Source organism: Chryseobacterium gotjawalense, assembly GCF_030012525.1.
Taxonomy (GTDB): domain Bacteria; phylum Bacteroidota; class Bacteroidia; order Flavobacteriales; family Weeksellaceae; genus Kaistella; species Kaistella gotjawalense.
Window position 1 is genome coordinate 2043624 of record NZ_CP124855.1, and the last position, 23411, is coordinate 2067034.

A 23411-nucleotide genomic window follows, 5' to 3' on the forward strand; every position below is an offset into this window, starting at 1 on the left:
TTTGAATGATTAAACCAGAAATCAGCTGGACCGACTTTGAAAAAATTGATTTAAGAAGTGGAACAATCGTTTCTGTTTCTGATTTTCAGAGAGCGAAAAACCCTGCCTATCAGTTAGAAATCGATTTTGGCGATTTAGGAATTAAAAAATCTTCAGCTCAAATCTCCGGCTTGTATACAAAAGAAGACCTTATCGGAAAGCAAATCATCGCTGTTGTCAATTTTCCTAAAAAACAAATTGCCAACTTTTTCAGCGAATGCCTGGTCCTGGGCGTTTATGGCGAGAATAAAGAAGTGACTATTCTAACCACCACATTACCGGTGAAAAACGGGCTGAAAATTGGCTGAAAACTTCAATAAAAAAACCAACATTATGATTCAAAATATTCCGTTAGAAAAAGTATTATTTCTGGATATTGAGACCGTTCCGCAATTTGGAAACTGGCAGGATTTAGATGAAACCGACCAATTTCTTTGGGATAAAAAAACAAAATTCCAGCGGAAAGAAGAATTTACCGCAGAAGAATATTACCGCGAAAGAGGCGGGATTATGGCAGAATTCGGTAAAATAATTTGTATTTCGGTCGGAATAGTAGAGAAATCCGGCAAGTTGATGGTAAAGAGTTTTTATGGTGATGACGAAAAGAAATTACTGGAAGATTTCGGCAAAATTTTTAACAGACCAAAACTTCGCGACGTCATTCTCTGTGCCCACAACGGAAAAGAGTTTGACTTTCCGTGGATTGCCAGAAGGTTTTTGATCAATGGAATGCAACCGCCGGTTCCTTTTCAGATGTTTGGGAAAAAACCCTGGGAAATCCCTCATCTAGACACGATGGAACTTTGGAAATTCGGCGACTATAAATCTTTTATCTCACTGGAATTACTGGCGCATCTCTTCGGAATCCCCACACCGAAAGACGATATCGACGGATCAATGGTCGCATCAATTTACCATATAGAGAAAGACTTATTTAGAATCGTTACATATTGTGAAAAAGATGTCTTAACTTTGGCAAATGTTTTCCGGCGGTTGCGCCAGGAAGACCTGTTAGAAAAAAGTGAAAATTAAATGTTCCCAAGTAAATGAAATACACAGACGACAAAATTGCCGAAATCGGTGAAAATATTATTACAGCCCTAAAAACCGTTTACGATCCAGAAATCCCCGTCGATATTTATGAATTAGGATTAATTTATGATGTACAAATCTCTGATGAAGGTAAAGTAAAAGTAATTATGACTTTGACAACACCCAATTGCCCGGTGGCAGAAAGCTTACCTGCAGAGGTCAGAGAGCGCGTCACCGAAGTGGAAGATGTTACAGAAGTTGATTTGGAACTCACCTTTGAACCTTCCTGGAACAAAGATATGATGAGCGAAGAAGCCCGGTTCGAATTGGGAATGATCTAAAATGAATGCCGGAAATTTCCGGCATTCATTATTTAATGGCTTATCCTTCAAACTCAAACATCACTGTTTTCTGAACATTGGGATGTATGGAAAGTGCTACAGGACAGTTCAGTGCTGTTTCTTCTATAAATTTCTTTTCTTTATCCGTAAACTTTCCAGGAATTCTCACGATACAGAAAATCGTTCCTATTCTCTTCGGTTCGGGATGCGTTGATTTTTTCAGTTCACAGGTCGCTCCGGTAATGAAGATTCCTCTGGGCTCACCCAAAACCGCGACCGCCATTAACATCGACTGGCCGTAAGAAATTCCGAAAATATCCGAAGGGGAAAATAATTCTGAAGTCCCGCCTTCTCTTAAAGGAGCGCAGGTTTCAATGGTTGCACCTGATTTCTCATGTTGCGAAACTATTTTAAAGTTGCCCAAATAGGTAATTGTTGAAGTCATAGTTTGTGTTATTTTGACCTAAAGATAACGAAAGTTTCGTCACAAACTATAATTTATAACCTGCTATTAATCAGACCTTAAAAACAAATATTTTTTTATATATTAAGGCTTTTTCCTAATGACTGAAATCCAAAAGCAGACTATGCCGAGTAATTAAAACTGACTGTTTTTATCACATCAGAACTCAGTGACAATGCAACCGGACAGTTCATCGCCGTTTCTTTGATAAACTCCTTTTCACCATCCGAAAAGTTTCCTTTAAAATACAGGTCACAAACAATTTCCGCAATTTTTCTCGGTTTTGGATTCATATTTTTTTGAATTTCTCCATAAGAACCGTCAATAATAATTCCTCTGTCTTTACCCAAAATCGCAATCGTAGTCAGCATGCACTGCACCAAAGAAGTTGCACAAAGATCCGTGGGTGAAAAAGCTTCTCCCTTTCCGTGATTGTCGGTGGGAGCATCGGTGAAAATTTTTGATCCTGATTGCAGATGCTCGGATTCACACCGCAAATCAGTAAGGTAAGTTACTTTTGAAGTTGCCATAAATTAAAAGTTTTAATGGAGATAAATAATTAAAAATGAAAAATATCTTTTGCTTTATTATAAGCACTTTCGAAATTGAGTAAATTTAATGAATGCTCGATTTTTTCTAAGGCCATAAAATTAATCACCTGCTCAGTAGGCATATTTCCGACCAGATCATCTTTCGCCATCGGACAGCCGCCGATTCCTTTAATTGCAGAATCGAATCTGCGACAGCCATGATCGTACGCCGCTTTTAATTTTTTGTAAGAATCTTCATAACGGTTATGAAAATGTCCACCGAAATCGATTTCAGGATATTTTGCCGGAATGGTTTTGAAAAGCAAGGCGATCTGTTCCAGAGTCCCGGTTCCGGTGGTATCAGAAAGCAGTATATTCTTAATTCCTATTTCATTAAATCTTTGCGCCCAATAATCAACATCAGCCGCTTTCCAGATTTCACCATAAGGATTCCCGAAGGCCATCGAAAAATACACATTTAAAACCCGGCCATCCGATTCCAAAACCCGCGTTATTTTTTTAATATCATTAAAAGCTTCTTCCTGATTTTTATTGGTATTTCGGTATTGAAAAGTTTCGGAAATAGAAAAAGGAAATCCTAAGATATCTACCGCTTGATGCGCAAGCGCTTTCTCTGCCCCGCGATAGTTGGCAACAATTACAGAAAGTTTGGTATTCGAAACCCCTTTATCAATCTCATCGACCACGGTTCCGGAATCGGCCATCTGTGGAATTGCTTTCGGGGAAACAAAGCTGCCGCAATCCAGCACATCAAAACCGACTTCCATTAACGAATTAATGTAGTCAATCTTCTTTTGCGTCGGGATAAATTCACCCCAACCTTGCATTGCATCTCGTGGACATTCAGTTAGAAACATTTCTATTTTTTGATGTTCTCAAATATACCAAAACTTTAAAAAAGGTCTGATTAAAATTTAAACACTTTTACAAAGTTGATTATCAATAATTTAAATAAAATTCAATTATAAAAGCGATAAAAATAAATACAACATATTTACCTTAACCTTGGCCTAAAATTTTAACTTTGTTTAAAATATGCAATTATGATAACCATAGATTTTAACCTCGACTGGAAACTGAAATTACAAAACCGTTTTATTAATTATGTAAAAATATATTCAACCAGCGATCCCGAAAGTGAAGCAACGCCTTCCTCGCCGCAACAGTGGGATATTGCCAAATATATTTTTGAAGAACTGAAAACCCTGGGTCTGAGTGATGTTTCCATGGATGAGCACGGCTATATTTACGCTTATGTGCCTTCAAATTTAGAAAACGATGATGAGCCGGTGGTCGGATTTATATCGCATTACGACACCTCTCCAGACTTTAACGGAGAAAATGTGAAACCGCAAATTTGGGATGATTACGACGGTGGCGACTTGGTTTTGAATAATGAAACCGGATTTACCCTTTCTCCTTCAAAATTTGAAACATTAAAAGATTACGTTGGCAAAACATTAATTACGACAGACGGAACAACTTTACTGGGCGCTGACGATAAAGCAGGCATTGCAGAAATCGTTACCGCGGCGGAATATTTATTGGCACACCCGGAAATTAAACACAGCCGAATCGCCATCGGATTTACCCCTGATGAAGAAATCGGAAGAGGTGCACATCAATTTGATGTGAAAAAATTCGGCGCAGAATGGGCCTACACCATGGACGGCAGCGAAGTTGGAGAACTGGAATATGAAAATTTCAATGCCGCCGGAGCAGTGGTGAAAATCCACGGTTTGAGCGTGCATCCCGGTTATGCTTTCGGGAAAATGGTGAATGCTTCTTTACTTGCAGCAGAATTTATTAAAATGCTTCCTGAAAACGAAACTCCCTCTACTACAAAAGGATTTGAAGGTTTCTATCATTTAACCGATTTAAAATCTGAAGTTTCAGAGGCGAAAATTCAGTATATCATTCGTGATCACGATCATGAAAAATTTGAAGCAAGAAAAAAATTCATGAGCGATGTCGTCGGAGAATTCAACAAAAAATTTGGAGCCGGAACTGCCGAAATTGAAATCAAAGAGCAGTACCTCAATATGAAACAGCAGTTTGAGGGGAAAATGCATATTGTAGATATTGCTGAACAGGCAATGAAAGATGCCAATATCGAACCGAAAATAAAAGCCATACGGGGCGGTACAGACGGCGCACAGCTTTCTTATATGGGATTGCCATGTCCGAACATTTTTGCGGGCGGATTAAACTTCCACGGGCCTTATGAATATGTTTGCCTGGAATCAATGGAAAAAGCGGTGAAAGTAATTGTGAACATTGCGAAAGCTTTCAAGAAGAGATAAGCCGGAACAATCCTTATCAGAGCCATCACTATGATTAGTGGTGGTTTTTTTATAAGTTGAAATCTATCTATTGGTCATTGAATAAAAATAAGCAAGTCCCCACTATTTTTCCTTTTCAGATTATCCAAAATTTTGGATCAATCCCAAAACTTGGGGAGAAAAGATAAATTTAATAATTTTGTTAGATGCTAAATGAAACAGAAGTCCTCAAATTTTTATTACCTGAATTTTTAATTGACCATTTTGAGATTGTGAAATTCGAAGAAGTAAGTAAAGTGCTACATCTTTATTTTGAAGAAAAAAATACGATTCCAAAGGAGTTTTCTTCTCTTACTTTGCAGTCAAAGGGTTTTCTGCCGGAAATAATGGTAGATGATTTTCCACTGCGCGGAAAGTCCGTGAAACTGCATATCAAACGCCGAAGATGGACGGATGTAAAATCCGCAAACATTATTCAAAGAGACTGGAATCTCATCGCCAAAGGAACTCGCATGACACATGATTTTGCGGAGTTCTTAAAAAAAATCAGCCGATACTAAAGCGCTTCCCTGTAAGACCATAGCAGAAATGTATGGCGTAAATGGAAAGAAATTTCAAAGACAATATAAAAAAAGCATCAGCGATTTTAAAGACTGGGATCAAAAACAACACGCTGAAGACTGGATCTTATATACTGAAAACCTCTCTGACCAGCTTTCTTTAGATGAAGTCGCTCTTTCAGACGGGGAATTATACACCGTTCTTACTTCCAAGAAAGCGAAAGGCAAAAAAGGAAGCATCGTAGCCATTATTAAAGGTACTCAAAGCGATAAAGTCATTGAACAGATTCTGAAAATCAGCAGAAAATTCCGACAGAAAGTTAAAGAGATCACGCTCGACATGGCAGGTTCAATGAAACTCATTGCCAAAAGATGTTTTCCCAATGCCATTCAGGTCATCGACCGTTTTCATGTTCAGAAGCTCGCCACAGAAGCATTGCAAGACCTCAGGATACAACATCGGTGGCAAGCCATTGAATTGGAAAACAACTGTTTGACAGAAGCAAAAGAAAAGAAGAAAACTCCTGAAATTGAAATTTTTGAAAATGGTGATACCAGAAAGCAACTCTTGGCAAGAAGCCGATATTTACTCTACAAGACCAGGGAAAAGTGGACATCAACACAAAATGAAAGAGCACAAATACTGTTCTATCACTATCCTGATTTAGAAAAAGCGTATAATTTATCAGACGGGCTGAGGAAAATTTACAATCAAAATATTCAAAAGTCTGTAGCAATCCTAAAATTAGCACATTGGTTCAAAGAAGTAGAAGAATGTGGGTTTAAATCATTTTCAGTACTCATGAAGACCATTATGAATCATTACAATGACATTCTCAATTATTTTGACCAAAGAAGCACCAATGCGTCGGCCGAATCTTTTAATGCGAAAATAAAAAACTTCAGATTACAACTTCGAGGGGTAAGAGACAAATCATTTTTCCTTTTCAGATTATCCAAAATTTTTGCGTAGTCCCCAAGTTTTGATACTGATCCCTGATCCCTGATCCGTTTTGAGCTTGACCCTAATTCTCTGGAGTAAAAACACAAAAAAACCACCACATTTCTGTGATGGTTTTGCTCCTCTTCTTGGGCTCGAACCAAGGACCCTCTGATTAACAGTCAGATGCTCTAACCAACTGAGCTAAAGAGGAGTGTAGCTCTTTGCTTTAAGCGTGTGCAAATATAGAAACTTTTTTTATACTACCAAAATAATTTTAAAAATATTTTAAAATTTTCCGGTAATCCATTTTAAAATATCGTTTCCGAAGATCAGAACCATGAGTCCCATTAGGAAAATCACGCCAATCATTTGTGCATTTTCTAAAACTTTCTGCGGAACCGGTTTTCCGGTGATCATTTCCCAAAGTGTGAAAACCACGTGCCCACCGTCTAATCCCGGAATTGGAATCAAATTAAGGAAAGCCAGCCAAACGGAAAACATCGCTGTAAAGCTCCAGAAAAACTCCCAATTAATCGTCTCAGGCATCTGTTTGATAATTCCAATAGGTCCGGAAACTTTTTTATACCCTTGCGTTTTGGTGTTGAAAACAATTTTAAACTGCTTGATCTGCATCGTCAAAACATCAACCGTTCTGGTTAACCCTCTCGGGATTGCTTCGCCAAGAGAATACTTTCTGTTCACCTGTGTCTTCTCAAATTCTTTTTGAGCGATTGACAGGTCATTTGCGAATCCAAGTTTGCCTTCGCTGCTTACTTTTACATTCACTTTTTCAAGATGATTATTTCTTTCAATGTCTAAAACGACTTCTTGATTTTTCAACTTAGACAGTTCAGGTGCCAGCTGATCGAAAAATTTCACCGACTTGCCATTAATCCCAACGATTCTGTCGCCTTTCAGCAATCCGGCCAACTCAGCATTGCCTTTCGGTGCAAGACTGTCAATAACCACAGGATAACGTGGCCCGAAATACAGTTTTGCTTCATTCTCTGCCAATACATCTGCGACACCATCTTCGTTTACAGGAAAAGTAACTTCTTTACCTTCTCTTAAAACGGTGACATGATTAGCGAAAAGCATGTTAATAGTAGAAGTCTCCATTCTTTCTGCCGGTTTTTCATCGATTTTCAAAATTCGATCTCCGTTTTTCAAGCCCATTTTTTGACCTGCAGCCGAAACTGAAATTCCGTTTTCAAACTTGGCATTATCGTGATAGGTTTCCCCTTTAAAATAACTTAATGACGAATAGATGAACCATGCTAAAAAGAAATTCACGGTAACTCCACCCATCATGATGATTAACCGCTGCCACGCCGGCTTACTGCGAAATTCCCATGGCTGAGCAGGTTGCTTCAATTGCTCGGTATCCATACTTTCGTCAACCATTCCTGCGATTTTCACATAACCGCCAAACGGCAACCAACCGATTCCGTATTCTGTACCGCGGAATTTTAATTTAAATAAAGAAAACCATGGATCAAAGAAAAGATAAAATTTTTCAACTCTTGTTTTGAAAAGTTTAGCGGGAATGAAATGTCCCAGTTCGTGGAGGATTACAAGAATTGAGATGCTCAATATAAATTGAAATAACTGTATTAATGTCATTGAATATTTTTAAATTATTTTAAAGATTTGCGAAGATACAAATTATCAAAAGTATGCCAAACAAAAAAGGTCCTCAAAATGAGAACCTTTTGTCTTATATGCCTGAATTTCTTACAAGTTGAAAGAAACCCCGATGCTTCCGTTATTCCCTGCTTCAAGGAAAATACCGACATTATTGTTGAAGAAATATCTAACTCCTAAATGCGCCCCGAAATACGTTCCACTTTTACCCAAAAGACCTAAGTCAACACCTGGATAAATATCCCATTTAGATGGCAATCCTAATGGCTCCTGTAGGTGGAAATTCAATCTCCCAAATACGCCAAAGTCATCATTTCTGTATTTTTCATTGTTGTGATCAAAAAAGAAATTCGCACCTGCTCCTATTGAAATCAGTTTAGACAAACCGTAATCATAAGTTGCAGTAATCCCTGTTCCGTAACCCCAACCATTTAATCCTACCTGGATTTTTTGATCTCCTTTTCCTTGCCATGCTTGCGCAAATGCCATTTGTCCTAAAAAGAATAATGAGCAAACTACTAATAACTTTTTCATAATGTTAAAATTTTAATGTTAATTTATAATAATGCTTTTCACCATTCAAAAATGGGACCACTTTATGATTTTATTAACTTTTTTTAAGAAAAAATATGTATATTGAAGTTCTTTTTATAAAATAACAATCATGAATGATTTAATAGTTAGTGGGTTAAATTTAAATATCGCCTGGAAAAACAAAAGTGAAAATTTTAAGCAAATTGAATTGGCCTTTAAAGAAATCTCCGCAGATCTTTTTATTCTTCCCGAAATGTTTTCGACGGGCTTTTATATGAAGCCTGAGGAAATAGCAGACCAAAAAGAAGAAACACTGCAATGGATGAAAAATTTCGCAAAAGAAAAAAACACAGCTGTCTGCGGAAGCGCTTCTGTATATGAAAATGAAAAATACCTGAATCGATTTTATTTTGTAAAACCCAATGGCGAATATTTTTTCTACGACAAAAGGCATCTTTTTTCTTACTCCGGTGAAGATAAAAAATACAGTTCAGGAAATGAACGGGTGATCGTTCAATATAAAGGATGGCGAATTTTGCTGCAGGTTTGCTACGATTTGCGGTTTCCTGTTTTTTCCAGAAACAATGATGATTACGATGCCATCTTATATGTTGCCAATTGGCCGAAAAGCAGAATCGACGGCTGGCAGACTCTATTAAAAGCCAGAGCAATTGAAAACCAAGCCTATGTTTTTGGTTTAAACAGAATCGGAACTGATGGCAATGATTTAGAATATCCGGAAAGTTCTTATTGCTATTTTGCTGACGGAGGTGAAACCTCAACGACAAATAACAATATCATATCCGCTATTTTTGAAGCAGAAAAACTGGAGAAATATAGAACGAAATTTCCTTTTCTTTCAGACCGTGATGAATTTATATTAAAATAATACTAAGCAAATCCTTTCAACAGATCTGTCAAAGTATTAACATCATGAACACCGCTTTCCTTCCAGAGCATTTCGCCTTTTTTGAAAACGGCTAAAGTAGGAACTCCACGTACATTATATTGTGCGGCAATCGCAGGAAATTGGTCAATATCTATTTTTACGATTCTGGCCAGATCACCAATATTTTCTTTAACAGTTGTCAAAACAGAAGACTGCACTTTGCAGGGACCGCACCAGGTGGCAAAAAAATCAATCAATACAGGACGTTCTGAATCTATAAGTTCTTTAAATTTTTGTGACATCACTTTTAAATAAAATAGTTAATAAAATAACTCAACTAAAACTTTAGTTTAAATGTTTTTTTCCTCTTTTCGTGGTATTTCACAAGCGCCGGCAGCACAACCCAATTTGAAAATTGCCATCGCCATGAAATACAGCCCGAAAGGAATCATCAACCAAACACGGTCATTTGCTGCGATGAGTACAAAAAATATTCCACCAGCCAAATACAGGAATCTGCTTAATGTCCAATTCTGAAATAAACTTTTCATTTGTTTAATTTATTCTGAAGAGAACTCCATCCGCCTCCGTTATACGCTTCGAAACCATTTTGCTGAAGAATTGTTTTGGCAGAAGCGCTTCTCATTCCGCTTGCACAACAGGTGATGATTGGTTTTTTCAAATCCAGTTTCTTCATTTCACTTTGCAGTTGTTGCAAAGGGATATTCGTCGACTGTTTAATATGACCGTTACTGAATTCAGCAGGAGTCCGCACATCAATTATTTGCGCACCAGCTATAAAAAGCTGTTTATAATCGACATTTTTGGCCCCAAAAATATTTTTAATAAAATTAAGCATGTTCTTGTTTTGTTTTTGATTTCTGAAATACCGAAAACATTAAATACCCCATCACCATTCCGTAAACGGTTGAGTTAAAGGGTTTGGATGTTATCGCACAGGTTCCCGTTTCGCAGCCAATAAAGTGATAATAAGCATAACCCAGAATTCCGCCGACCAGGATTCCGATCAATGTAATTTTATATTTTTTTAAAACAGATATCATATTACTTTCTTCTTTTTTAAATTAATGAAAACTTCGCTTCCTTTTCTGGGTTCGATGCTGTTATAGCATTCTTCCATTTTTTGAATATCAAAATTTTCGCTGAAAAGAGTCTGATATTCCGAAACAGTTCCACCAAAAGGCGGTCCGTTTTTCTCAAAAACTTTATTGAACAATACTCCGATTATCCCTCCGTTTTCATTTAATAATGAATGCATTTTTTGTGCATACTGAGTTCTTAACAAAGGAGAAATTGCACAGAAAAAAGTCTGTTCAATAATTAGATCGTAATTTCCTTTATGATTAAAGAAATCTTCGCAAATTACCTTCACACCTTCCGTATCTTTGTATTTTTCTTTTAAAATTTCAACTGCTGTTGCTGAAATATCAACAACGGTAATGTTTTTAAAGCCAAGATTATAAAGTGATTCAACCTCGTAAGCATTTCCACAACCGGGAATCAAAATTTTCGCATCCTTATTTTGATACTGCAGCATATATTCTACAATTGCAGGTGAGGAAAAACCAATATCCCAACCGGTTTTTTTATTTTGCCACCGCGTTTCCCAATAGTTTTTATCGAGGTGGGACAGGTCAGAAAAGGTTTCCATAGGTAGACATATTTTAACTATAATTCCTGAGCAACTGAAAAAAGATTTTCTTCTGTAAGACCCACAACTTCATGCTCCACATTCACCGGGATTTCATAAACATCAAACTGTTTCAATTTGATCTCCTCGTTCTCAATCAAGAAATTGATTTCACCCTTTAAAACCACCAAGGTTGCAGGAACTGGAGCTATATGTTTTTTTAATACCGCACCTTTCCCAAGAGCCACCGCGAAATATTTGATATCATCACTTTTCTTAATCGGAAAAACATTTGCTTTCTCTGTACTAAACTCTATGTTTTCTATAATATTTTTCATTTCTTTTCGCTTTTTATTGCATTGATATTCTGAACAGTTTTCCCGCTGTACACGTTGGTTATTCCGTTCTTTTTTAAAATCTTAATGGCTTCTTCTGTTTGTCTTCCTCTGTTACAGAACAGTACCACTTGCTTTCGCTTTCGGAAAAAATCGAGATTTTCTTCAATCGTTGCTAAAGGAATATTAACTGCGCCTTCGGCTGTTTTTTCTGAAAACTCTTCCGGAATCCTTACATCAACCAAAGTGGTTTCCGAACTGGTGACCATTTTTTTGATTTCTGCACGGGAAACCTCTGAAACTGGCGCTGCTGTTTTACAGGACCATGAAATCATTGAAATCACCGCTACAATAAAAATCTTTCTTAAACTCATTATTTGAAAGTTTTTGTCTGACAAACGAAATTACTTGTGGGAACATTAGTTTCTTTAATTTTATTAAAACCACCTTCGATTTCTGTGAAATTTCTAATCCCTCTGGAATTTAAAATACTTGCAGCGATCATACTTCTGTAACCACCGGCACAATGCAAAAAGAAATGTTCCTCTTTATCCAACGTTGACGCCCATTCATTGATATCAACCAAAGGTCTGCTGTACGCTTCATTCACATGTTCCGCGGCATATTCGGTTTCATTTCTTACATCGATAATTTTCGCATCTTCTTTGAATTTTTCTGAAAAAGTCTGGACAGAAATTCTGTTAACCTGATCAATTTCTTTTCCGGAATTTTTCCATGATTCAAAACCGCCTTTCAAATAACCAATCACATTATCAAAACCCACTCTTGACAAACGCGTAATTGCCTCTTCTTCGGCTCCCAAATCAGTCACCAATAAAAGTGGTTGTTTTACATCATAAATCATGGCTCCAACCCAGGGTGCAAAATCGCCCTGTAAACCAATATTGATTGAATTGGGCACAAATCCTTTATGGAAACCGGCAGCATTTCTGGTATCTAAAATCAATGCTCCGCTATCTTCTGCAACCGCCTCAAAATCCTGGGCAGAAACAGGATGCGATCCTTTTTTAAGAATGACATCAAAATCTTCGTAACCGCCTTTGTTCAGAGCGACATTCATTCCAAAATACTTTGGCGGCGCAGATAAACCATCCAGAACTTCTCTGACGAAGGATTCCTTGTTTGGCTGGTTCAGTGCATAATTGGTTTTCTTCTGATTTCCCAAAGTGTCAACTGTTTCTTTCTGCATATTTTTGCCACAGGCAGAACCGGCGCCATGTGCCGGATAAACTGTGATATCATCAGACAAAGGCATGATCTTATTTTGCAAACTGTCATATAAAATCCCGGCCAGTTCTTCCTGAGTCATACTGGCTGCTTTTTGCGCCAGATCGGGTCTTCCGACATCGCCTAAGAAAAGCGTGTCTCCACTGAAAATCGCAGTTTCTTTTCCGTTTTCATCAATCAAAAGATAGGTGGAACTTTCCATGGTATGACCTGGAGTATGTAAAACTTTAATCTTAATTTTTCCGATTTCAAAAATCTGTCCGTCTTCTGCAATGATGGCATCAAAATCTGGATTTGCTGTCGGTCCGTAAACAATTGGCGCACCCGTTTTTCTGGATAAATCGACATGCCCCGAAACAAAATCTGCATGGAAATGGGTTTCAAAAATATATTTCAATTTGACCTCATCTTTTTCTAACCGGTCGGTATAAGGTTTTGTTTCCCGTAACGGATCGATAATTGCGGCCTCATTTTCTGAAACAATATAGTATGCTCCCTGAGCGAGACATCCTGTATAAATTTGCTCTATTTTCATCATATTCAATTTTTTCGACTTTACACTTTTTAAATAAGATGTAAAGGTATTTTCGTCTTAATTAAAAAAAATAAGGTTTAGTTAATTTCCTCTATTTCCCTATATTGTGTTGCGTTACCTTGATCATCCGTCAGTTTTCCTCCGGCGCCAAGAGCTCCTTCCCACATCATTTTTTCATTGGCGAAAACAGGCTCCCCTTTGGTATTGATTTTTTTTGCAATCAGTATCTCTTCTTTTTTACCGTCCTGCTCCAACTTCACGGCAATATCATCTCCCTGAGCAAAATAAGTAACGTTCATCTCTTCCCCTTTGTCATTTTTCAACTTTGTGGTTTCCTGCACCAAACTCACTTCTTTCGGATCTTTTGCAGAAACCTCAGCGGTGTTTAGGGTTTTTGCCTGTTCTTTGTCACACGCTGTCACTAAAAACAATCCTAAGGTAAAAATCAATAACTTCTTCATATTGCTATTTGTTGTTTAATAAATATTTCTTTAATAATGATAAATAATCCCATAAACAGGACGAGCCAACCAAAAAGGGGTTTTAATTTCCGACCATCCATTTTCTTGGCCAGTACTATTCCGATAAAAATTCCGGCTACCGATAACGAGGAAAAGATAATGAGGAAAGTCCAGTCGTGTGCAACCATCTTCATGGTACTGAGAAAACCAAGAAGCGAATTCAGTGCGATAATAAAAAGCGAAGTTCCTACGGCTCTTTTCATTGGCAATCCGATTAACATAACTAAGGCAGGTACAATTAAAAATCCACCGCCTGCTCCAATTAAACCTGTGATTATTCCGACTAAAAGTCCTTGTGATATTAATAAGGTGTAATTGTTTTCGTTTTGTTTTCTTCCAGAAGGTCTTTCGGTTTTCCTGATCATCTTAGCAGAAGCGATCAACATTAGGATTGCGAATAAAAAAAGCAAAAACATGTCTTTGGTCATGGTAATCCCCCAGCGATTGATAATGTATTCGGGCAAATGTGGCAGAACCAGCCTTCTCGAAAACAGCACGCCCAAAACGGAAGGAATCCCAAAAACGAAAGCCGTTTGAAAATCAATCATTCTTTCTTTTACAAAACCGGCAGAGCCAACCAAACTGGTAACGCCGACCACGAAAAGCGAAAGCGTAGTTGCAGTCATTGGATCAAAACCAAAGACATAAACAAAAACCGGAACACTCAAAATACTTCCGCCACCACCAATTAATCCCATCACGAGACCAATAACGACTGCTGAAAAATATCCTAATAACTCCATTGAAATAATTTCAGCAAAAATACTCTTTAATTTTTTCATAAAAAGTAACCCAGGTTACAGAAGGCAAATCACTCATTTAACAAAAATCAATAATTTGGAGTGATTTTGGGCCAACTTCTATGCTATCGCCCTTGTTTTTTCCTTTTATATTTTGGAAAACAGGGGCATGGTCAGAAAAAGCAATAACATCTTTATTTTCAAATTTGAAAACAGGCACAGAAATTCCAACGAATAAAAAACTCTGATCAGTTTCTATCAGGGCTCCCCTTTCAATTTTATCGTGTGAAGTCTTAAGTTCACCTTCCAGAAAGGCAAGATTTTGTTCCGCTTCTTTCAACGTTTTCTCGTAACGGAGCTGCATATCCTTTGCTTGCGTCTGCTGCGAAAAATCTTCCGGATCATGCGTGCTCTCTTCATCCATGTCAGAGGCAGTTTTGTAACGGTCCACTGTTTGTTTTAAACTGTCTATTACTACTTTCTGTTCTTCAATAATAATGGTGATGATATCTGCTCTTTTCATGATTTCCGATTTTGTGATCTAACAAATTTACAGAAATTTTCCCGGAACTTCTTTTGTAAAACAGCCAACATTTAGCAGGTTTAAACCCTTCTTTCTACCAACTAAAATTGAGATTGATAAATAAATTTCTTCCGGGTTGCGGGATATTATTCCAATCGGAATACGTGGTGTAGTACCGGTCAAAAATATTCTCCACGCCAATTTTCGCATGCATTTTAGCGTCTCCAAGCGGGAATGAATAGCCTAAATTTGCATTTACAACCGCATAATCCGGCGTTTCAGATTCTCCATATTGGGGTGCAAAATCCCGGTATTTTGTATTTCCAAAAACCGAAATTTCCGAAGAAAATTTATTTCTTTCATAGCGCAAGGCGGTTTGGTAACTGAATGGACTCATAAATGGTAAATTGCCTTGTTCATTATCTTTTCCGCACGTGTAAACGAATTGAGTTGTCCATTTCAACGGTTCTACAATCCGCAACTCTGTCGATAAACTGACATTAAATAAAGTTGCATAATCTAAAGCCGTATAAGTTTTCACCCCATTTGCACCAATGGTCATCGGAACAAGATGAGGAATGATTTTCCCTACAATATAATCTGAAATATGAAAATAAGACGATGAAATTTTAGCGTTGTATTTTTCTTTTTTCAAACCAATAAATGCATTGGCTTCAAGGGAAGACTCATTCTTTAAATACGGATTTCCAATATAATCGTATTTCTCAAAACTATTGAACAAATAAAATCCGTAGCCTTCTGAAACGGACGGCGCACGATCACCATATCCTAGACCAAAACCTGCCTGGAATCCATTTTTATCAAACTGATAATTGGCTGCGAAACTTTTCAGAATTCTGTTTTTTTCAGCATTCATTTCAGGGTAAAAAATCTGTAAACTGTTTAAACCAAATTCACTTTCTACTTTATTTTGATGCATGGTGACGGAAGCAGATAATCTCACGCTTGAATTTTGATTAAGGCTGATTTGATCTTCCAGATAAAATGACTGTGCCAAAGTTCTCACATCTGGCCAAGTCAGCATAAACATTAATTTCTCACTTTTGTCCGCTGGATACATGGTCATTTCTGCGGAAGATTTATTGTAAAATCCATTAATATTCAACAAAAAATGATGTTGATTAATAACCGATTTAAGATGAGAATAATATCCAAAAGTTTTGCTCCAACCCGGCATATCCATGTGAATCGCAACATTGGGTCTTTTGGTATCATCCATTCTGTGCATGATCGTATTAAAATAAACTTTTGTTTCCCAACTTTTCAGGAAATCACTTTCGGGCAACATCTGAAATTTCAATGAGGCAATCAACGCTTCTGCGACTGAAACATCCATAGGCAAGGCAGGATAACCGACATCATTTGCTTTGTCATAAATTACAGATGCCTCTAATAATTTGTTTTCCCCCAGTTTTACTCCGGAAATTCCTGAAATATTAATCTTCCGAAATTGTGAATAGGGAATTTCAATATTGCCGCCGGCTTTATAATTCTCCGCATCCCGTGTCATAAAATTAACATCAGTGTAGAATTTTTCTTTCTTAAAACTGGTTCCGGCACCAAAGATTTTTTGCTGATTGACCGTTTCATATCCACTGTTGACATTAAAGTTCCATTTCTTTTGACCAAACATCATTTTATTCCTTTTCAAATCGATGGACCCACCGATCGTATTTCCGTGACAAGAACCTTCCTGACCGGAACTGATGCTGGCTTCCATTAAATTGGAAACTTCAATATAAGAAGTAATGGGATCCATTTTGTCGGTACACGCACCGAAAATCCGCATTCCATCAATGGTAATTAAAGTTCTTTCCGTCGGCATGCCATTAATAAGCGGTTCCCACGCATAAGCTCCACGTTTAATCATATCTACTTTTGCAGATTTTTGCAGGTATTCGTCAATTGAACCTAATGGTTTATTTTCTTTGCTGGAAATTTTGGATGTTCCAATGACGATGACTTCCTGAATATGTTGTGATTTGGTAGAATCTGATGAATATTGTTGCGCAAAACTATTGGTAAACAGAAAGAGGAAAATAGTCATAAGTAGGATTCGTTTCATGATAAAGCGTTTTGGTTAACAGAATACCTCTCAACCTTTTTTAAAAAGGTTCAGCATCCGAGAAATCAAGACTAATCAATATTATTTCAATCAATTAGTCATGATATTTTTTTGTAATAAATAATTAGAAATCGATGTCGAAAAAGATGTTACTGGCAAGATTGGTTGTGGTCACTTCCTCTCCAGCCAAAACGGTTCCGTCTGCCTTCGCCAGCTGTAAATTGATTTTCCAGTAACCGGTCATGGTTAGAGAAAGCTTACCATTATATAATTTACCGGCGGCGGTTTGTGTGGCATTCACATTATTTGGTGAACTGTGATTTCCCATTCCGGGCATTCTTGGATCAACTTTTACAGTATATCCATCTACAACAGGGAAAGTCTCCATATCCTGCATTTTCCAAACTCCCACAACCATATCATTAATGGCAACTTTTGGAGATTTCGGTTCAATATATGCCACCACATATTTTACATTATCGCTTCCCGTAAAAGAGTTGACTGTTTTTTTAGTTTCAACAGGAACATCAATTACTGTAGTTGCCGTATAATTATTTGTCCCAATGGTGTAATCGATTTTTAAATCCCAATATTCGGTCGCGTTACCAGGCATTTGGAAAACGATATATCCAGAATACAAAGACCCATCAGCGGCGACTTTCTGCACGTTTGAGTTCGGGCAGGAATGCGCCATCATGGTCATGTGCATTAATGGTTTCCAGGTAATGGTAGCATTTTTTTCGTACTGATTGGTCGATTTATTTTTAATCCGAAGTTTAATATCATTATATCCTAAACCGGCTGCTCCGGATTTAGAATACAATTCGATAATATGAGTATCGTTGGCAACTTCTTTAATTTTTAATAAACCCTCTATTTCAGTATTAGGATTTGTGGGTTCGATTGGATCATCACCAGATGTTCTACAGGAGGTTACAAGGAATGCCATTGCCAACAAGGCAAGTATAGTTTTGAATGAAAATTTCATTTCTTTTAAATTTAAGTGATAATTTGACTGAAGATTTTTTCTCTTTTAAAAAGAGACAGGCAAACCCCTCCTGTTTCATTTTGAAAAAGAAGAAGAAGCTAGCGATAGAAATCAAATTAGACTTGTGGCGGATGTGGTAAAATACGCAGAGAAATCTCAGGAATGAAAAGTTCTTCGTAGATGAAATCCGCAGATTTTGAATGTGCGAAATTTTGTTTCTCAATAAAATAATCAACCGGCGCTGACGGCAAAATATTAAACTCAAAAGCGTATTTTACCAAGTTAAAAGGATTCGTGGTTTTCTCACTTTCTTTTTTCATCTGGCATTTTCCGTGACAACTAAGCTCCGGTTTCGCTTTATTGACACAGTGAATTTCGTAGAAATCCTGATTAATCTTATAATCAATCATAAAAAGCGAGTTCTGAAAACTTGCTCCAAAAATGATCATTGATAATATGATTGTTATTATGGATTTCATGACAAGTCAAAATTAAGACTTATTTATCTTAATTAAAAATGATTTTCATCATCTAAATCAGGGAATTTTTCACCGAACCCATTTCCTTATCTCTATTATTTTTTATCTTTAACCTCTCAAAGAATATTAAAGATGGCAGATAAAGCAAAATTCGTTCAGGAACTTTCTACAAGATATGCCCCAAAAGGCGAATTCATCACTTTAGGAAAAGCCATGCTCGACGGTGAAGTGGTGACCGAAGTAGATGTAACCATTCCATTAAAAACAATCAACCGCCACGGATTAATCGCGGGTGCCACAGGAACCGGAAAAACAAAAACAGTTCAGGTTTTTGCAGAACAACTTTCCCACGCCGGAATCCCCTCTTTGGTTCTGGATATTAAAGGTGATTTCTCGGGTATTGCAGAACCCGGAACTGAAAACGCCATTATTAATGAAAGATATGCCAAGACAAAACTACCGTATCAACCACAGGCTTTTCCTGTAGAACTCATGTCGATTTCAGGAGAAAAAGGAATTAAATTAAGAGCAACCGTTACCGAATTCGGCCCGCTTTTATTATCGAAAATCCTTAATCTTAATGACACGCAACAAAGCATTATTTCGATCGTTTTTAAATATTGTGATGACAAAGGTTTGCCTTTAATTGATCTGGATGATTTGAAAAAAGTGCTGCAATACGTTACTGATAACCCTCAGGGAAAAGCTGATTTATCCAATAATTACGGATCTATCGCACCCGCTTCACTGGGCGCCATTCTCCGTTCTATTGTAGCTTTGGAGCAACAGGGAGCTGCGCAGTTTTTTGGGGAACCAAGCTTTGATGTTGAAGATTTGCTGAAACAAAGAGACGGAAAAGGAGTGGTAAACATCCTAAGAGTTGGCAATATCCAAAATCAACCTCAACTGTTTTCAACATTCATGCTTTCATTGTTTGCAGAAATTTATATGAACTTTCCTGAAGAAGGGGATTCCGGAAAACCCAAACTGGTACTGTTTATCGATGAAGCGCATTTAATTTTTAATGAAGCCTCCAAAGCACTGCTGAATCAGATAGAAACAATGGTAAAACTGATCCGTTCCAAAGGGGTTGGGATTTATTTTATCACTCAAATTCCCGGAGATGTTCCTGAAAACGTTTTATCGCAGCTTGGATTAAAAATTCAGCATGCACTCCGCGGATTTACAGCAAAAGACAGAAAAGAAATTTCAAAAGCTGTTGAAAACTATCCTATTACAGAATATTATAAGGCAGACCAACTCATCCAGAATCTTGGGATTGGTGAAGCTTTTATCACTGCACTGGATGAAAAAGGAATTCCAACACCATTGGTTCATACTTATCTGATTTCTCCGGAGTCAAGAATGGATATCCTGAACGATGCTGAAGTTTCAGATTTAACATCACGTTCAGCGTTGGTGGCAAAATATGAGCAAACCGTGAATAAAGATTCCGCTTACGAAATGTTGACCAGCAGAATGGAACAGGCTGTACAGAATGCACCTCCTACTCAACCAACCCGCTCTGTAAAAGAAGAACCGGGAGTATTTGAATCTGTAATGAAATCAAGGGCTGGAAGAACCTTTACGACAATGATTGTGCGAGAAGCAACCAATGCTTTTATGGGAATGATTGGCTTGAAAAAAAGAAGATAAAAAACAAATATGTATTCACCACTCGACTTTAATGATGAAAATTTTCAAAGAATTTTCAGAAAAGACTTAAATATATTTCAGCCATATATAAAGGAAATAGCGAACAGCATCGTGAATGATGAATTTACAATAGAATTACGAGACGCTATTTTAGCCAAATATGATGTAGAAAGAAGTAGTGATATTAAAGAAGAGTCTCTAGATTTCCTTTTATATTACATAAACATCATCTTGATAGATGATATCTTAACTGATATAGAATTGAAAAATTTAAAACAATTAAAGAGAATATTTAAATTAAAAGAAGGAGATTTTTATAGTTTAAGAAAAGATAAAATACAAGAAATTTTAAATAGACAACTACATAAAATATACGAAGATAATGTCGTAAATTCAACAGAAGCCCTTTTAAATGTTGGCATACAAGAGCTTTTCGATTTAAGCTATGATCAATACCAAGAATTATCTGTTACTGAAATAAAAAAAACAGTAGACCGAGGAGCACATCTTGATGATTTAGATAATACTGTTAATTTAAGATGAAAATATAATTTGATATGGCATGGCAATTCAGAAGAAGGATCAAAATTGCACCAGGTGTAAAAATTAATCTCAGCAAAAGTGGTATAAGCACATCAGTTGGTGTTAGAGGTGCAAATGTTACTTTTGGCAAAAGCGGGACATATTTAAACACAGGAATTCCGGGAACAGGAATATATAATCGGCAAAGAATATCCGGCGTTACACCGCCTAATATTTCAAGTCCGCAAAATAAATTACAACAGAATACCAATATTCAAAAGGATAATGGGTGTGGAATAATTACCATAATTGTGCTAATTGCTTTATTTATTTTCTTATACAAAGTAGATTTTGAAAATCCTACTCTTGTTTTTTTAAGCCGAACTGTTTCCATAATAATTGCTATTTCTTTACTTGCATTATTCAGTAAAAGTTTGTTCTCTACAACACAAAATAATGAACTTTTAGTTTATGATACCTTAATAAACTCTGCAAAAGAAGAAATAGCAAAGTCCACTGATTCAGTTAAAAACGAAATTTTAAAATGTTACATCAATGATTTACAAATTAGCAAACAGATTGAAATAAAATTATCAAAAATAAAAAGCTTACAAGCAAAAAACGCTAAGAAAACCAATCAAAAATTTTTACAGGAGATCGATATTTTAGATAAAGAAATATCAGTTCTTGAAAATAACCAACTTTCTGCTCAATATAATATTGATGCAACATTAAATGACACGGAGAAACAGGCTTTCGAGCAAATGGTTTATAACTTTGTTGTAATGAGCCAATCTGAAAAAATCTGGTTTAACAATGGCGAGTTTTCGTCTATTTTGCAGGGATTGACGGGTGGTCGGAAAGAAATAAGATTTACTGTTGGGAGTTTTAGTGGTATTTCCCGGGATTTTCAGGTTCCAATCTTGCCAGATAGCGAAGAAAATCATTATTATTTATATCCTAAATTTGTTATAAAAGCGAAATCGTCAACACAATTTGAACTTTTTCCATTAAAAGACTTTAAAGTTGAAGGGGTAATTAAAATACATTATGATAAACAGTTCCCACCTAATGATAGTGAAGTTACCGGGCATTTTTATCGTCATCAAAACAAAGATGGGAGCCCGGATTTAAGATACTCAGATAATCCAAAAATTTACAGTGTCAATTATTACGAATTAAGAATTTGGAATGATAAATCATCTTACATCATAAGTAACTCACAGTCTGCATCCAACTTTGTCTCAATGGCAAATAATTATTTATCAATTGTTAATGGTACAAAAAATACAGTTAGCGAGATTATTCACCCGATAAATAGTCAAAACAAATCTGAATTTGATAATTTGAATCCTCTTTCTGAAAATTATTTTAACTTGATTAGAGACTTCGTCCCCACTTTGTTCGAAATTATTTCAAAGTTAGGACAAAAGAAATTCATCTTAGAATTATTTAAAGTTGAGGATAAAGAGGAAAGCGAAATTCACGAATCAATCAAATCCCTAATCATTTATGATTTACTCAAGATATCCAGATTAATTTCAAGCGAAGTTCTAACGAAAAATACCAGCGAAAGTTGGGGAATAGCTTTAATAACAGGAAGTTTATTAAATGATAATATTAAAGGAAATCTCATATTAAACCATTCTGCTTTTTTAAATATTTACAATTCGAATTATGTCGATAAATTACTTACAATATTGAGCGATTTCGAAAAAAAAGATAATCCTGTCCATGTTACAGCCTATTCAAAATCAAATCCAACTAACGATTTGGTGAAGGAGCAAAATTATTTAGCTTTGCCTATTATATTGAAAGTAAACGATTCTGATTTATTGGACGAGTATGCCACAGTATTATATCAATTCGCAAACATTATTGTTAAGGCCGACAATACCGTTTCCGTTGACGAAGAAAAAAAGTTAACAGAAATATTTGAATTAACCCATAAACCGATGGTTGACTTGCAAGAATCAAAAACAACAGAATCAAAAATTATCAATCCATCTAATGAAACGGAAACCTTGGAAGATGTCTTACAGGAACTAAACTCATTAATTGGATTAAAAGAAGTAAAAGAACAGATTATTTCACTAATGAATTTTATCAAAGTTCAAAAAGCAAGGGAAGATGCTGGACTTAAATCAACAGCACTTTCATATCACTTGGTTTTGTCTGGAAATCCTGGCACAGGAAAAACAACAGTAGCACGATTATTGGCAAGAATTTACAAACTGTTGGGAATTGTGAAAAAAGGTCATATTGTAGAAACTGATCGGTCAGGACTTATAGCCGAATATTCGGGTCAAACAGCAGTAAAAGTAAATAAAACCGTAGATTCTGCCTTAGATGGCATTCTTTTTATTGATGAAGCTTATGCTTTGGTAGGGGAAAACAAAGATGATTTTGGCAAAGAAGCAGTTGCTACTTTAATCAAGCGAATAGAAGACGATCGCGATAAATTAATTGTAATTTTAGCTGGCTACACCGATGAAATGATGTTATTCATAAACACGAATCCCGGCTTTAAATCAAGATTTAATAGGTTTATCGAATTCCCTGACTATAATGTTGATGAATTATATGAAATATTTGAAAGCAATTGTAAAAAATTAGATTATCATTTATCAGATAATGCTAAAGAAAAACTCAAATTATTATTTGAAAATTCATATTCACAAAGAGATATGACATTTGGCAATGGGCGATATGTTAGAAATGTTTTTGAAAAAACATTAGAAAATCAAGCAAATAGAATTGCTAAAGAAATAAATCTCACCAGGGATATTTTAACACAAATAAATGAAGAAGATATACCTGAATAGTATTTTACATATTATTCTTGATAA

Annotated in this window: 29 protein-coding genes and 1 tRNA gene; 10 read left to right on the forward strand and 20 right to left on the reverse strand. The window is 36.3% G+C overall.

The genetic code is table 11. From position 1 onward, the window contains the following. The first annotated feature begins 5 nt into the window (after positions 1-5). From QGN23_RS09265 to QGN23_RS09275, 3 genes are read left to right on the forward strand one after another with little or no spacing between them, the layout of a single operon-like run. Positions 6-347, forward strand: coding sequence for a tRNA-binding protein (locus QGN23_RS09265; RefSeq protein WP_282904043.1), 342 nt, complete (start codon positions 6-8; stop codon positions 345-347). 25 nt (positions 348-372) lie between these two features. Then, positions 373-1071, forward strand: a complete 699-nt coding sequence (locus QGN23_RS09270) for a 3'-5' exonuclease (RefSeq protein WP_282904044.1) — start codon at positions 373-375, stop codon at positions 1069-1071. A 14-nt stretch (positions 1072-1085) separates the two neighbouring features. Beyond that, entirely contained in the window at positions 1086-1412 is a 327-nt protein-coding gene (locus QGN23_RS09275) for an SUF system Fe-S cluster assembly protein (RefSeq protein WP_133439105.1), read from the forward strand. 40 nt (positions 1413-1452) lie between these two features. Here QGN23_RS09275 and QGN23_RS09280 read toward each other — a convergent pair whose 3' ends face one another. The 3 genes from QGN23_RS09280 to QGN23_RS09290 all read right to left on the reverse strand — a co-directional run bounded on the left by QGN23_RS09280 (position 1453) and on the right by QGN23_RS09290 (position 3283). Further along, complete coding sequence (locus tag QGN23_RS09280; RefSeq protein WP_282904045.1) at positions 1453-1857, reverse strand: OsmC family protein; 405 nt, start codon at positions 1855-1857, stop codon at positions 1453-1455. Positions 1858-1997: 140 nt separating this feature from the next. Then, the gene (locus QGN23_RS09285; RefSeq protein ID WP_282904046.1) at positions 1998-2405 is read right to left on the reverse strand and encodes an OsmC family protein; all 408 of its coding nucleotides are present in this window, start codon (positions 2403-2405) and stop codon (positions 1998-2000) included. A gap of 29 nt (positions 2406-2434) precedes the next feature. Then, positions 2435-3283 (reverse strand): hydroxymethylglutaryl-CoA lyase, encoded by an 849-nt coding sequence (locus tag QGN23_RS09290; protein ID WP_282904047.1) that lies wholly within the window; start codon positions 3281-3283, stop codon positions 2435-2437. Between the two features lie 186 nt (positions 3284-3469). Between QGN23_RS09290 and pepT the strand changes: the two genes are divergently transcribed. From pepT to QGN23_RS09305, 3 genes are all read left to right on the forward strand, one after another. After that, entirely contained in the window at positions 3470-4729 is a 1260-nt protein-coding gene (gene pepT / locus QGN23_RS09295; protein WP_282904048.1) for a peptidase T, read from the forward strand. Between the two features lie 185 nt (positions 4730-4914). Beyond that, entirely contained in the window at positions 4915-5268 is a 354-nt protein-coding gene (locus QGN23_RS09300) for an ISAon1 family transposase N-terminal region protein (protein WP_282903875.1), read from the forward strand. A 28-nt stretch (positions 5269-5296) separates the two neighbouring features. After that, a complete protein-coding gene (locus tag QGN23_RS09305) occupies positions 5297-6241 on the forward strand; it encodes an ISAon1 family transposase (protein ID WP_282903905.1) in 945 nt (314 codons plus the stop codon). 107 nt (positions 6242-6348) lie between these two features. Here QGN23_RS09305 and QGN23_RS09310 read toward each other — a convergent pair. The 3 genes from QGN23_RS09310 to QGN23_RS09320 form a co-directional block, all read right to left on the reverse strand. Further along, positions 6349-6422 (reverse strand) — tRNA-Asn (locus QGN23_RS09310). 74 nt (positions 6423-6496) lie between these two features. Then, positions 6497-7834 (reverse strand): RIP metalloprotease RseP, encoded by a 1338-nt coding sequence (rseP, locus tag QGN23_RS09315; RefSeq protein WP_282904049.1) that lies wholly within the window; start codon positions 7832-7834, stop codon positions 6497-6499. 111 nt (positions 7835-7945) lie between these two features. Then, positions 7946-8389 (reverse strand): DUF6646 family protein, encoded by a 444-nt coding sequence (locus QGN23_RS09320; protein WP_282904050.1) that lies wholly within the window; start codon positions 8387-8389, stop codon positions 7946-7948. Positions 8390-8519: 130 nt separating this feature from the next. On the opposite strand from QGN23_RS09320, the gene QGN23_RS09325 reads away from it, so the two are divergent. Further along, the gene (locus tag QGN23_RS09325; protein ID WP_282904051.1) at positions 8520-9278 is read left to right on the forward strand and encodes an amidohydrolase; all 759 of its coding nucleotides are present in this window, start codon (positions 8520-8522) and stop codon (positions 9276-9278) included. Between the two features lie 2 nt (positions 9279-9280). On the opposite strand, the gene QGN23_RS09330 is transcribed toward QGN23_RS09325, so the two are convergent. The 14 genes from QGN23_RS09330 to QGN23_RS09395 all read right to left on the reverse strand — a co-directional run bounded on the left by QGN23_RS09330 (position 9281) and on the right by QGN23_RS09395 (position 18384). Next, positions 9281-9580 carry a thioredoxin family protein gene (locus QGN23_RS09330; protein WP_282904052.1) on the reverse strand — a complete coding sequence of 100 codons (300 nt, stop codon included), beginning with the start codon at positions 9578-9580 and terminating at the stop codon, positions 9281-9283. Positions 9581-9628: 48 nt separating this feature from the next. Beyond that, complete coding sequence (locus QGN23_RS09335; RefSeq protein WP_282904053.1) at positions 9629-9829, reverse strand: hypothetical protein; 201 nt, start codon at positions 9827-9829, stop codon at positions 9629-9631. Beyond that, the gene (locus QGN23_RS09340; protein WP_282904054.1) at positions 9826-10137 is read right to left on the reverse strand and encodes a rhodanese-like domain-containing protein; all 312 of its coding nucleotides are present in this window, start codon (positions 10135-10137) and stop codon (positions 9826-9828) included. The genes QGN23_RS09335 and QGN23_RS09340 overlap by 4 nt, the downstream gene beginning before the upstream one ends. Then, positions 10130-10342: a DUF6132 family protein gene (locus tag QGN23_RS09345; protein WP_282904055.1), complete on the reverse strand. Its 213-nt coding sequence runs from the start codon at positions 10340-10342 to the stop codon at positions 10130-10132. Before QGN23_RS09345 ends, QGN23_RS09340 begins: the two co-directional genes overlap by 8 nt. Then, the gene (locus QGN23_RS09350; RefSeq protein ID WP_282904056.1) at positions 10339-10950 is read right to left on the reverse strand and encodes a methyltransferase domain-containing protein; all 612 of its coding nucleotides are present in this window, start codon (positions 10948-10950) and stop codon (positions 10339-10341) included. Before QGN23_RS09350 ends, QGN23_RS09345 begins: the two co-directional genes overlap by 4 nt. Before the next feature lie 17 nt (positions 10951-10967). Beyond that, complete coding sequence (locus tag QGN23_RS09355; protein ID WP_282904057.1) at positions 10968-11267, reverse strand: cupin domain-containing protein; 300 nt, start codon at positions 11265-11267, stop codon at positions 10968-10970. Then, complete coding sequence (locus QGN23_RS09360) at positions 11264-11638, reverse strand: rhodanese-like domain-containing protein (protein WP_282904058.1); 375 nt, start codon at positions 11636-11638, stop codon at positions 11264-11266. Before QGN23_RS09360 ends, QGN23_RS09355 begins: the two co-directional genes overlap by 4 nt. Continuing rightward, entirely contained in the window at positions 11638-13047 is a 1410-nt protein-coding gene (locus tag QGN23_RS09365; protein ID WP_282906383.1) for an MBL fold metallo-hydrolase, read from the reverse strand. The genes QGN23_RS09360 and QGN23_RS09365 overlap by 1 nt, the downstream gene beginning before the upstream one ends. Positions 13048-13124: 77 nt before the next feature. Continuing rightward, positions 13125-13508: a hypothetical protein gene (locus tag QGN23_RS09370; protein ID WP_282904059.1), complete on the reverse strand. Its 384-nt coding sequence runs from the start codon at positions 13506-13508 to the stop codon at positions 13125-13127. Further along, positions 13505-14311: a sulfite exporter TauE/SafE family protein gene (locus QGN23_RS09375; protein ID WP_282904060.1), complete on the reverse strand. Its 807-nt coding sequence runs from the start codon at positions 14309-14311 to the stop codon at positions 13505-13507. The genes QGN23_RS09370 and QGN23_RS09375 overlap by 4 nt, the downstream gene beginning before the upstream one ends. A 76-nt stretch (positions 14312-14387) precedes the next feature. Then, positions 14388-14831: a hypothetical protein gene (locus QGN23_RS09380; protein WP_282904061.1), complete on the reverse strand. Its 444-nt coding sequence runs from the start codon at positions 14829-14831 to the stop codon at positions 14388-14390. Positions 14832-14925: 94 nt separating this feature from the next. Next, the gene (locus QGN23_RS09385; RefSeq protein WP_282904062.1) at positions 14926-16917 is read right to left on the reverse strand and encodes a TonB-dependent receptor plug domain-containing protein; all 1992 of its coding nucleotides are present in this window, start codon (positions 16915-16917) and stop codon (positions 14926-14928) included. 124 nt (positions 16918-17041) lie between these two features. Then, complete coding sequence (locus tag QGN23_RS09390) at positions 17042-17905, reverse strand: hypothetical protein (RefSeq protein ID WP_282904063.1); 864 nt, start codon at positions 17903-17905, stop codon at positions 17042-17044. 116 nt (positions 17906-18021) lie between these two features. Beyond that, the gene (locus QGN23_RS09395) at positions 18022-18384 is read right to left on the reverse strand and encodes a hypothetical protein (protein WP_282904064.1); all 363 of its coding nucleotides are present in this window, start codon (positions 18382-18384) and stop codon (positions 18022-18024) included. Between the two features lie 132 nt (positions 18385-18516). Here QGN23_RS09395 and QGN23_RS09400 point away from each other — a divergent pair, with 132 nt between their 5' ends. From QGN23_RS09400 to QGN23_RS09410, 3 genes are read left to right on the forward strand one after another with little or no spacing between them, the layout of a single operon-like run. Next, complete coding sequence (locus QGN23_RS09400) at positions 18517-20040, forward strand: helicase HerA-like domain-containing protein (RefSeq protein ID WP_282904065.1); 1524 nt, start codon at positions 18517-18519, stop codon at positions 20038-20040. A 9-nt stretch (positions 20041-20049) separates the two neighbouring features. After that, a complete protein-coding gene (locus tag QGN23_RS09405; protein ID WP_282904066.1) occupies positions 20050-20583 on the forward strand; it encodes a hypothetical protein in 534 nt (177 codons plus the stop codon). A 14-nt stretch (positions 20584-20597) separates the two neighbouring features. Further along, positions 20598-23387 carry a DUF4236 domain-containing protein gene (locus QGN23_RS09410; protein WP_282904067.1) on the forward strand — a complete coding sequence of 930 codons (2790 nt, stop codon included), beginning with the start codon at positions 20598-20600 and terminating at the stop codon, positions 23385-23387. The last annotated feature ends 24 nt before the right edge of the window (positions 23388-23411 follow it).

What these genes read in the sequence shown, in the direction of transcription:
- QGN23_RS09265 (WP_282904043.1), top strand. Translation starts at nt 6, where the DNA reads ATGATTAAACCAGAAATCAGCTGGACCGACTTTGAAAAAATTGATTTA.
- QGN23_RS09335 (WP_282904053.1), bottom strand. Translation starts at nt 9,829, where the DNA reads ATGAAAAGTTTATTTCAGAATTGGACATTAAGCAGATTCCTGTATTTG.
- QGN23_RS09275 (WP_133439105.1), top strand. Translation starts at nt 1,086, where the DNA reads ATGAAATACACAGACGACAAAATTGCCGAAATCGGTGAAAATATTATT.
- QGN23_RS09290 (WP_282904047.1), bottom strand. Translation starts at nt 3,283, where the DNA reads ATGTTTCTAACTGAATGTCCACGAGATGCAATGCAAGGTTGGGGTGAA.
- QGN23_RS09330 (WP_282904052.1), bottom strand. Translation starts at nt 9,580, where the DNA reads ATGTCACAAAAATTTAAAGAACTTATAGATTCAGAACGTCCTGTATTG.
- QGN23_RS09395 (WP_282904064.1), bottom strand. Translation starts at nt 18,384, where the DNA reads ATGAAATCCATAATAACAATCATATTATCAATGATCATTTTTGGAGCA.
- QGN23_RS09385 (WP_282904062.1), bottom strand. Translation starts at nt 16,917, where the DNA reads ATGAAACGAATCCTACTTATGACTATTTTCCTCTTTCTGTTTACCAAT.
- QGN23_RS09365 (WP_282906383.1), bottom strand. Translation starts at nt 13,047, where the DNA reads ATGAAAATAGAGCAAATTTATACAGGATGTCTCGCTCAGGGAGCATAC.
- QGN23_RS09325 (WP_282904051.1), top strand. Translation starts at nt 8,520, where the DNA reads ATGAATGATTTAATAGTTAGTGGGTTAAATTTAAATATCGCCTGGAAA.
- QGN23_RS09410 (WP_282904067.1), top strand. Translation starts at nt 20,598, where the DNA reads ATGGCATGGCAATTCAGAAGAAGGATCAAAATTGCACCAGGTGTAAAA.
- rseP (WP_282904049.1), bottom strand. Translation starts at nt 7,834, where the DNA reads ATGACATTAATACAGTTATTTCAATTTATATTGAGCATCTCAATTCTT.
- QGN23_RS09340 (WP_282904054.1), bottom strand. Translation starts at nt 10,137, where the DNA reads ATGCTTAATTTTATTAAAAATATTTTTGGGGCCAAAAATGTCGATTAT.
- QGN23_RS09285 (WP_282904046.1), bottom strand. Translation starts at nt 2,405, where the DNA reads ATGGCAACTTCAAAAGTAACTTACCTTACTGATTTGCGGTGTGAATCC.
- QGN23_RS09370 (WP_282904059.1), bottom strand. Translation starts at nt 13,508, where the DNA reads ATGAAGAAGTTATTGATTTTTACCTTAGGATTGTTTTTAGTGACAGCG.
- QGN23_RS09280 (WP_282904045.1), bottom strand. Translation starts at nt 1,857, where the DNA reads ATGACTTCAACAATTACCTATTTGGGCAACTTTAAAATAGTTTCGCAA.
- QGN23_RS09350 (WP_282904056.1), bottom strand. Translation starts at nt 10,950, where the DNA reads ATGGAAACCTTTTCTGACCTGTCCCACCTCGATAAAAACTATTGGGAA.
- QGN23_RS09390 (WP_282904063.1), bottom strand. Translation starts at nt 17,905, where the DNA reads ATGAAATTTTCATTCAAAACTATACTTGCCTTGTTGGCAATGGCATTC.
- QGN23_RS09305 (WP_282903905.1), top strand. Translation starts at nt 5,297, where the DNA reads ATGTATGGCGTAAATGGAAAGAAATTTCAAAGACAATATAAAAAAAGC.
- QGN23_RS09355 (WP_282904057.1), bottom strand. Translation starts at nt 11,267, where the DNA reads ATGAAAAATATTATAGAAAACATAGAGTTTAGTACAGAGAAAGCAAAT.
- QGN23_RS09345 (WP_282904055.1), bottom strand. Translation starts at nt 10,342, where the DNA reads ATGATATCTGTTTTAAAAAAATATAAAATTACATTGATCGGAATCCTG.
- QGN23_RS09270 (WP_282904044.1), top strand. Translation starts at nt 373, where the DNA reads ATGATTCAAAATATTCCGTTAGAAAAAGTATTATTTCTGGATATTGAG.
- QGN23_RS09300 (WP_282903875.1), top strand. Translation starts at nt 4,915, where the DNA reads ATGCTAAATGAAACAGAAGTCCTCAAATTTTTATTACCTGAATTTTTA.
- QGN23_RS09360 (WP_282904058.1), bottom strand. Translation starts at nt 11,638, where the DNA reads ATGAGTTTAAGAAAGATTTTTATTGTAGCGGTGATTTCAATGATTTCA.
- QGN23_RS09380 (WP_282904061.1), bottom strand. Translation starts at nt 14,831, where the DNA reads ATGAAAAGAGCAGATATCATCACCATTATTATTGAAGAACAGAAAGTA.
- QGN23_RS09320 (WP_282904050.1), bottom strand. Translation starts at nt 8,389, where the DNA reads ATGAAAAAGTTATTAGTAGTTTGCTCATTATTCTTTTTAGGACAAATG.
- QGN23_RS09375 (WP_282904060.1), bottom strand. Translation starts at nt 14,311, where the DNA reads ATGGAGTTATTAGGATATTTTTCAGCAGTCGTTATTGGTCTCGTGATG.
- QGN23_RS09400 (WP_282904065.1), top strand. Translation starts at nt 18,517, where the DNA reads ATGGCAGATAAAGCAAAATTCGTTCAGGAACTTTCTACAAGATATGCC.
- pepT (WP_282904048.1), top strand. Translation starts at nt 3,470, where the DNA reads ATGATAACCATAGATTTTAACCTCGACTGGAAACTGAAATTACAAAAC.
- QGN23_RS09405 (WP_282904066.1), top strand. Translation starts at nt 20,050, where the DNA reads ATGTATTCACCACTCGACTTTAATGATGAAAATTTTCAAAGAATTTTC.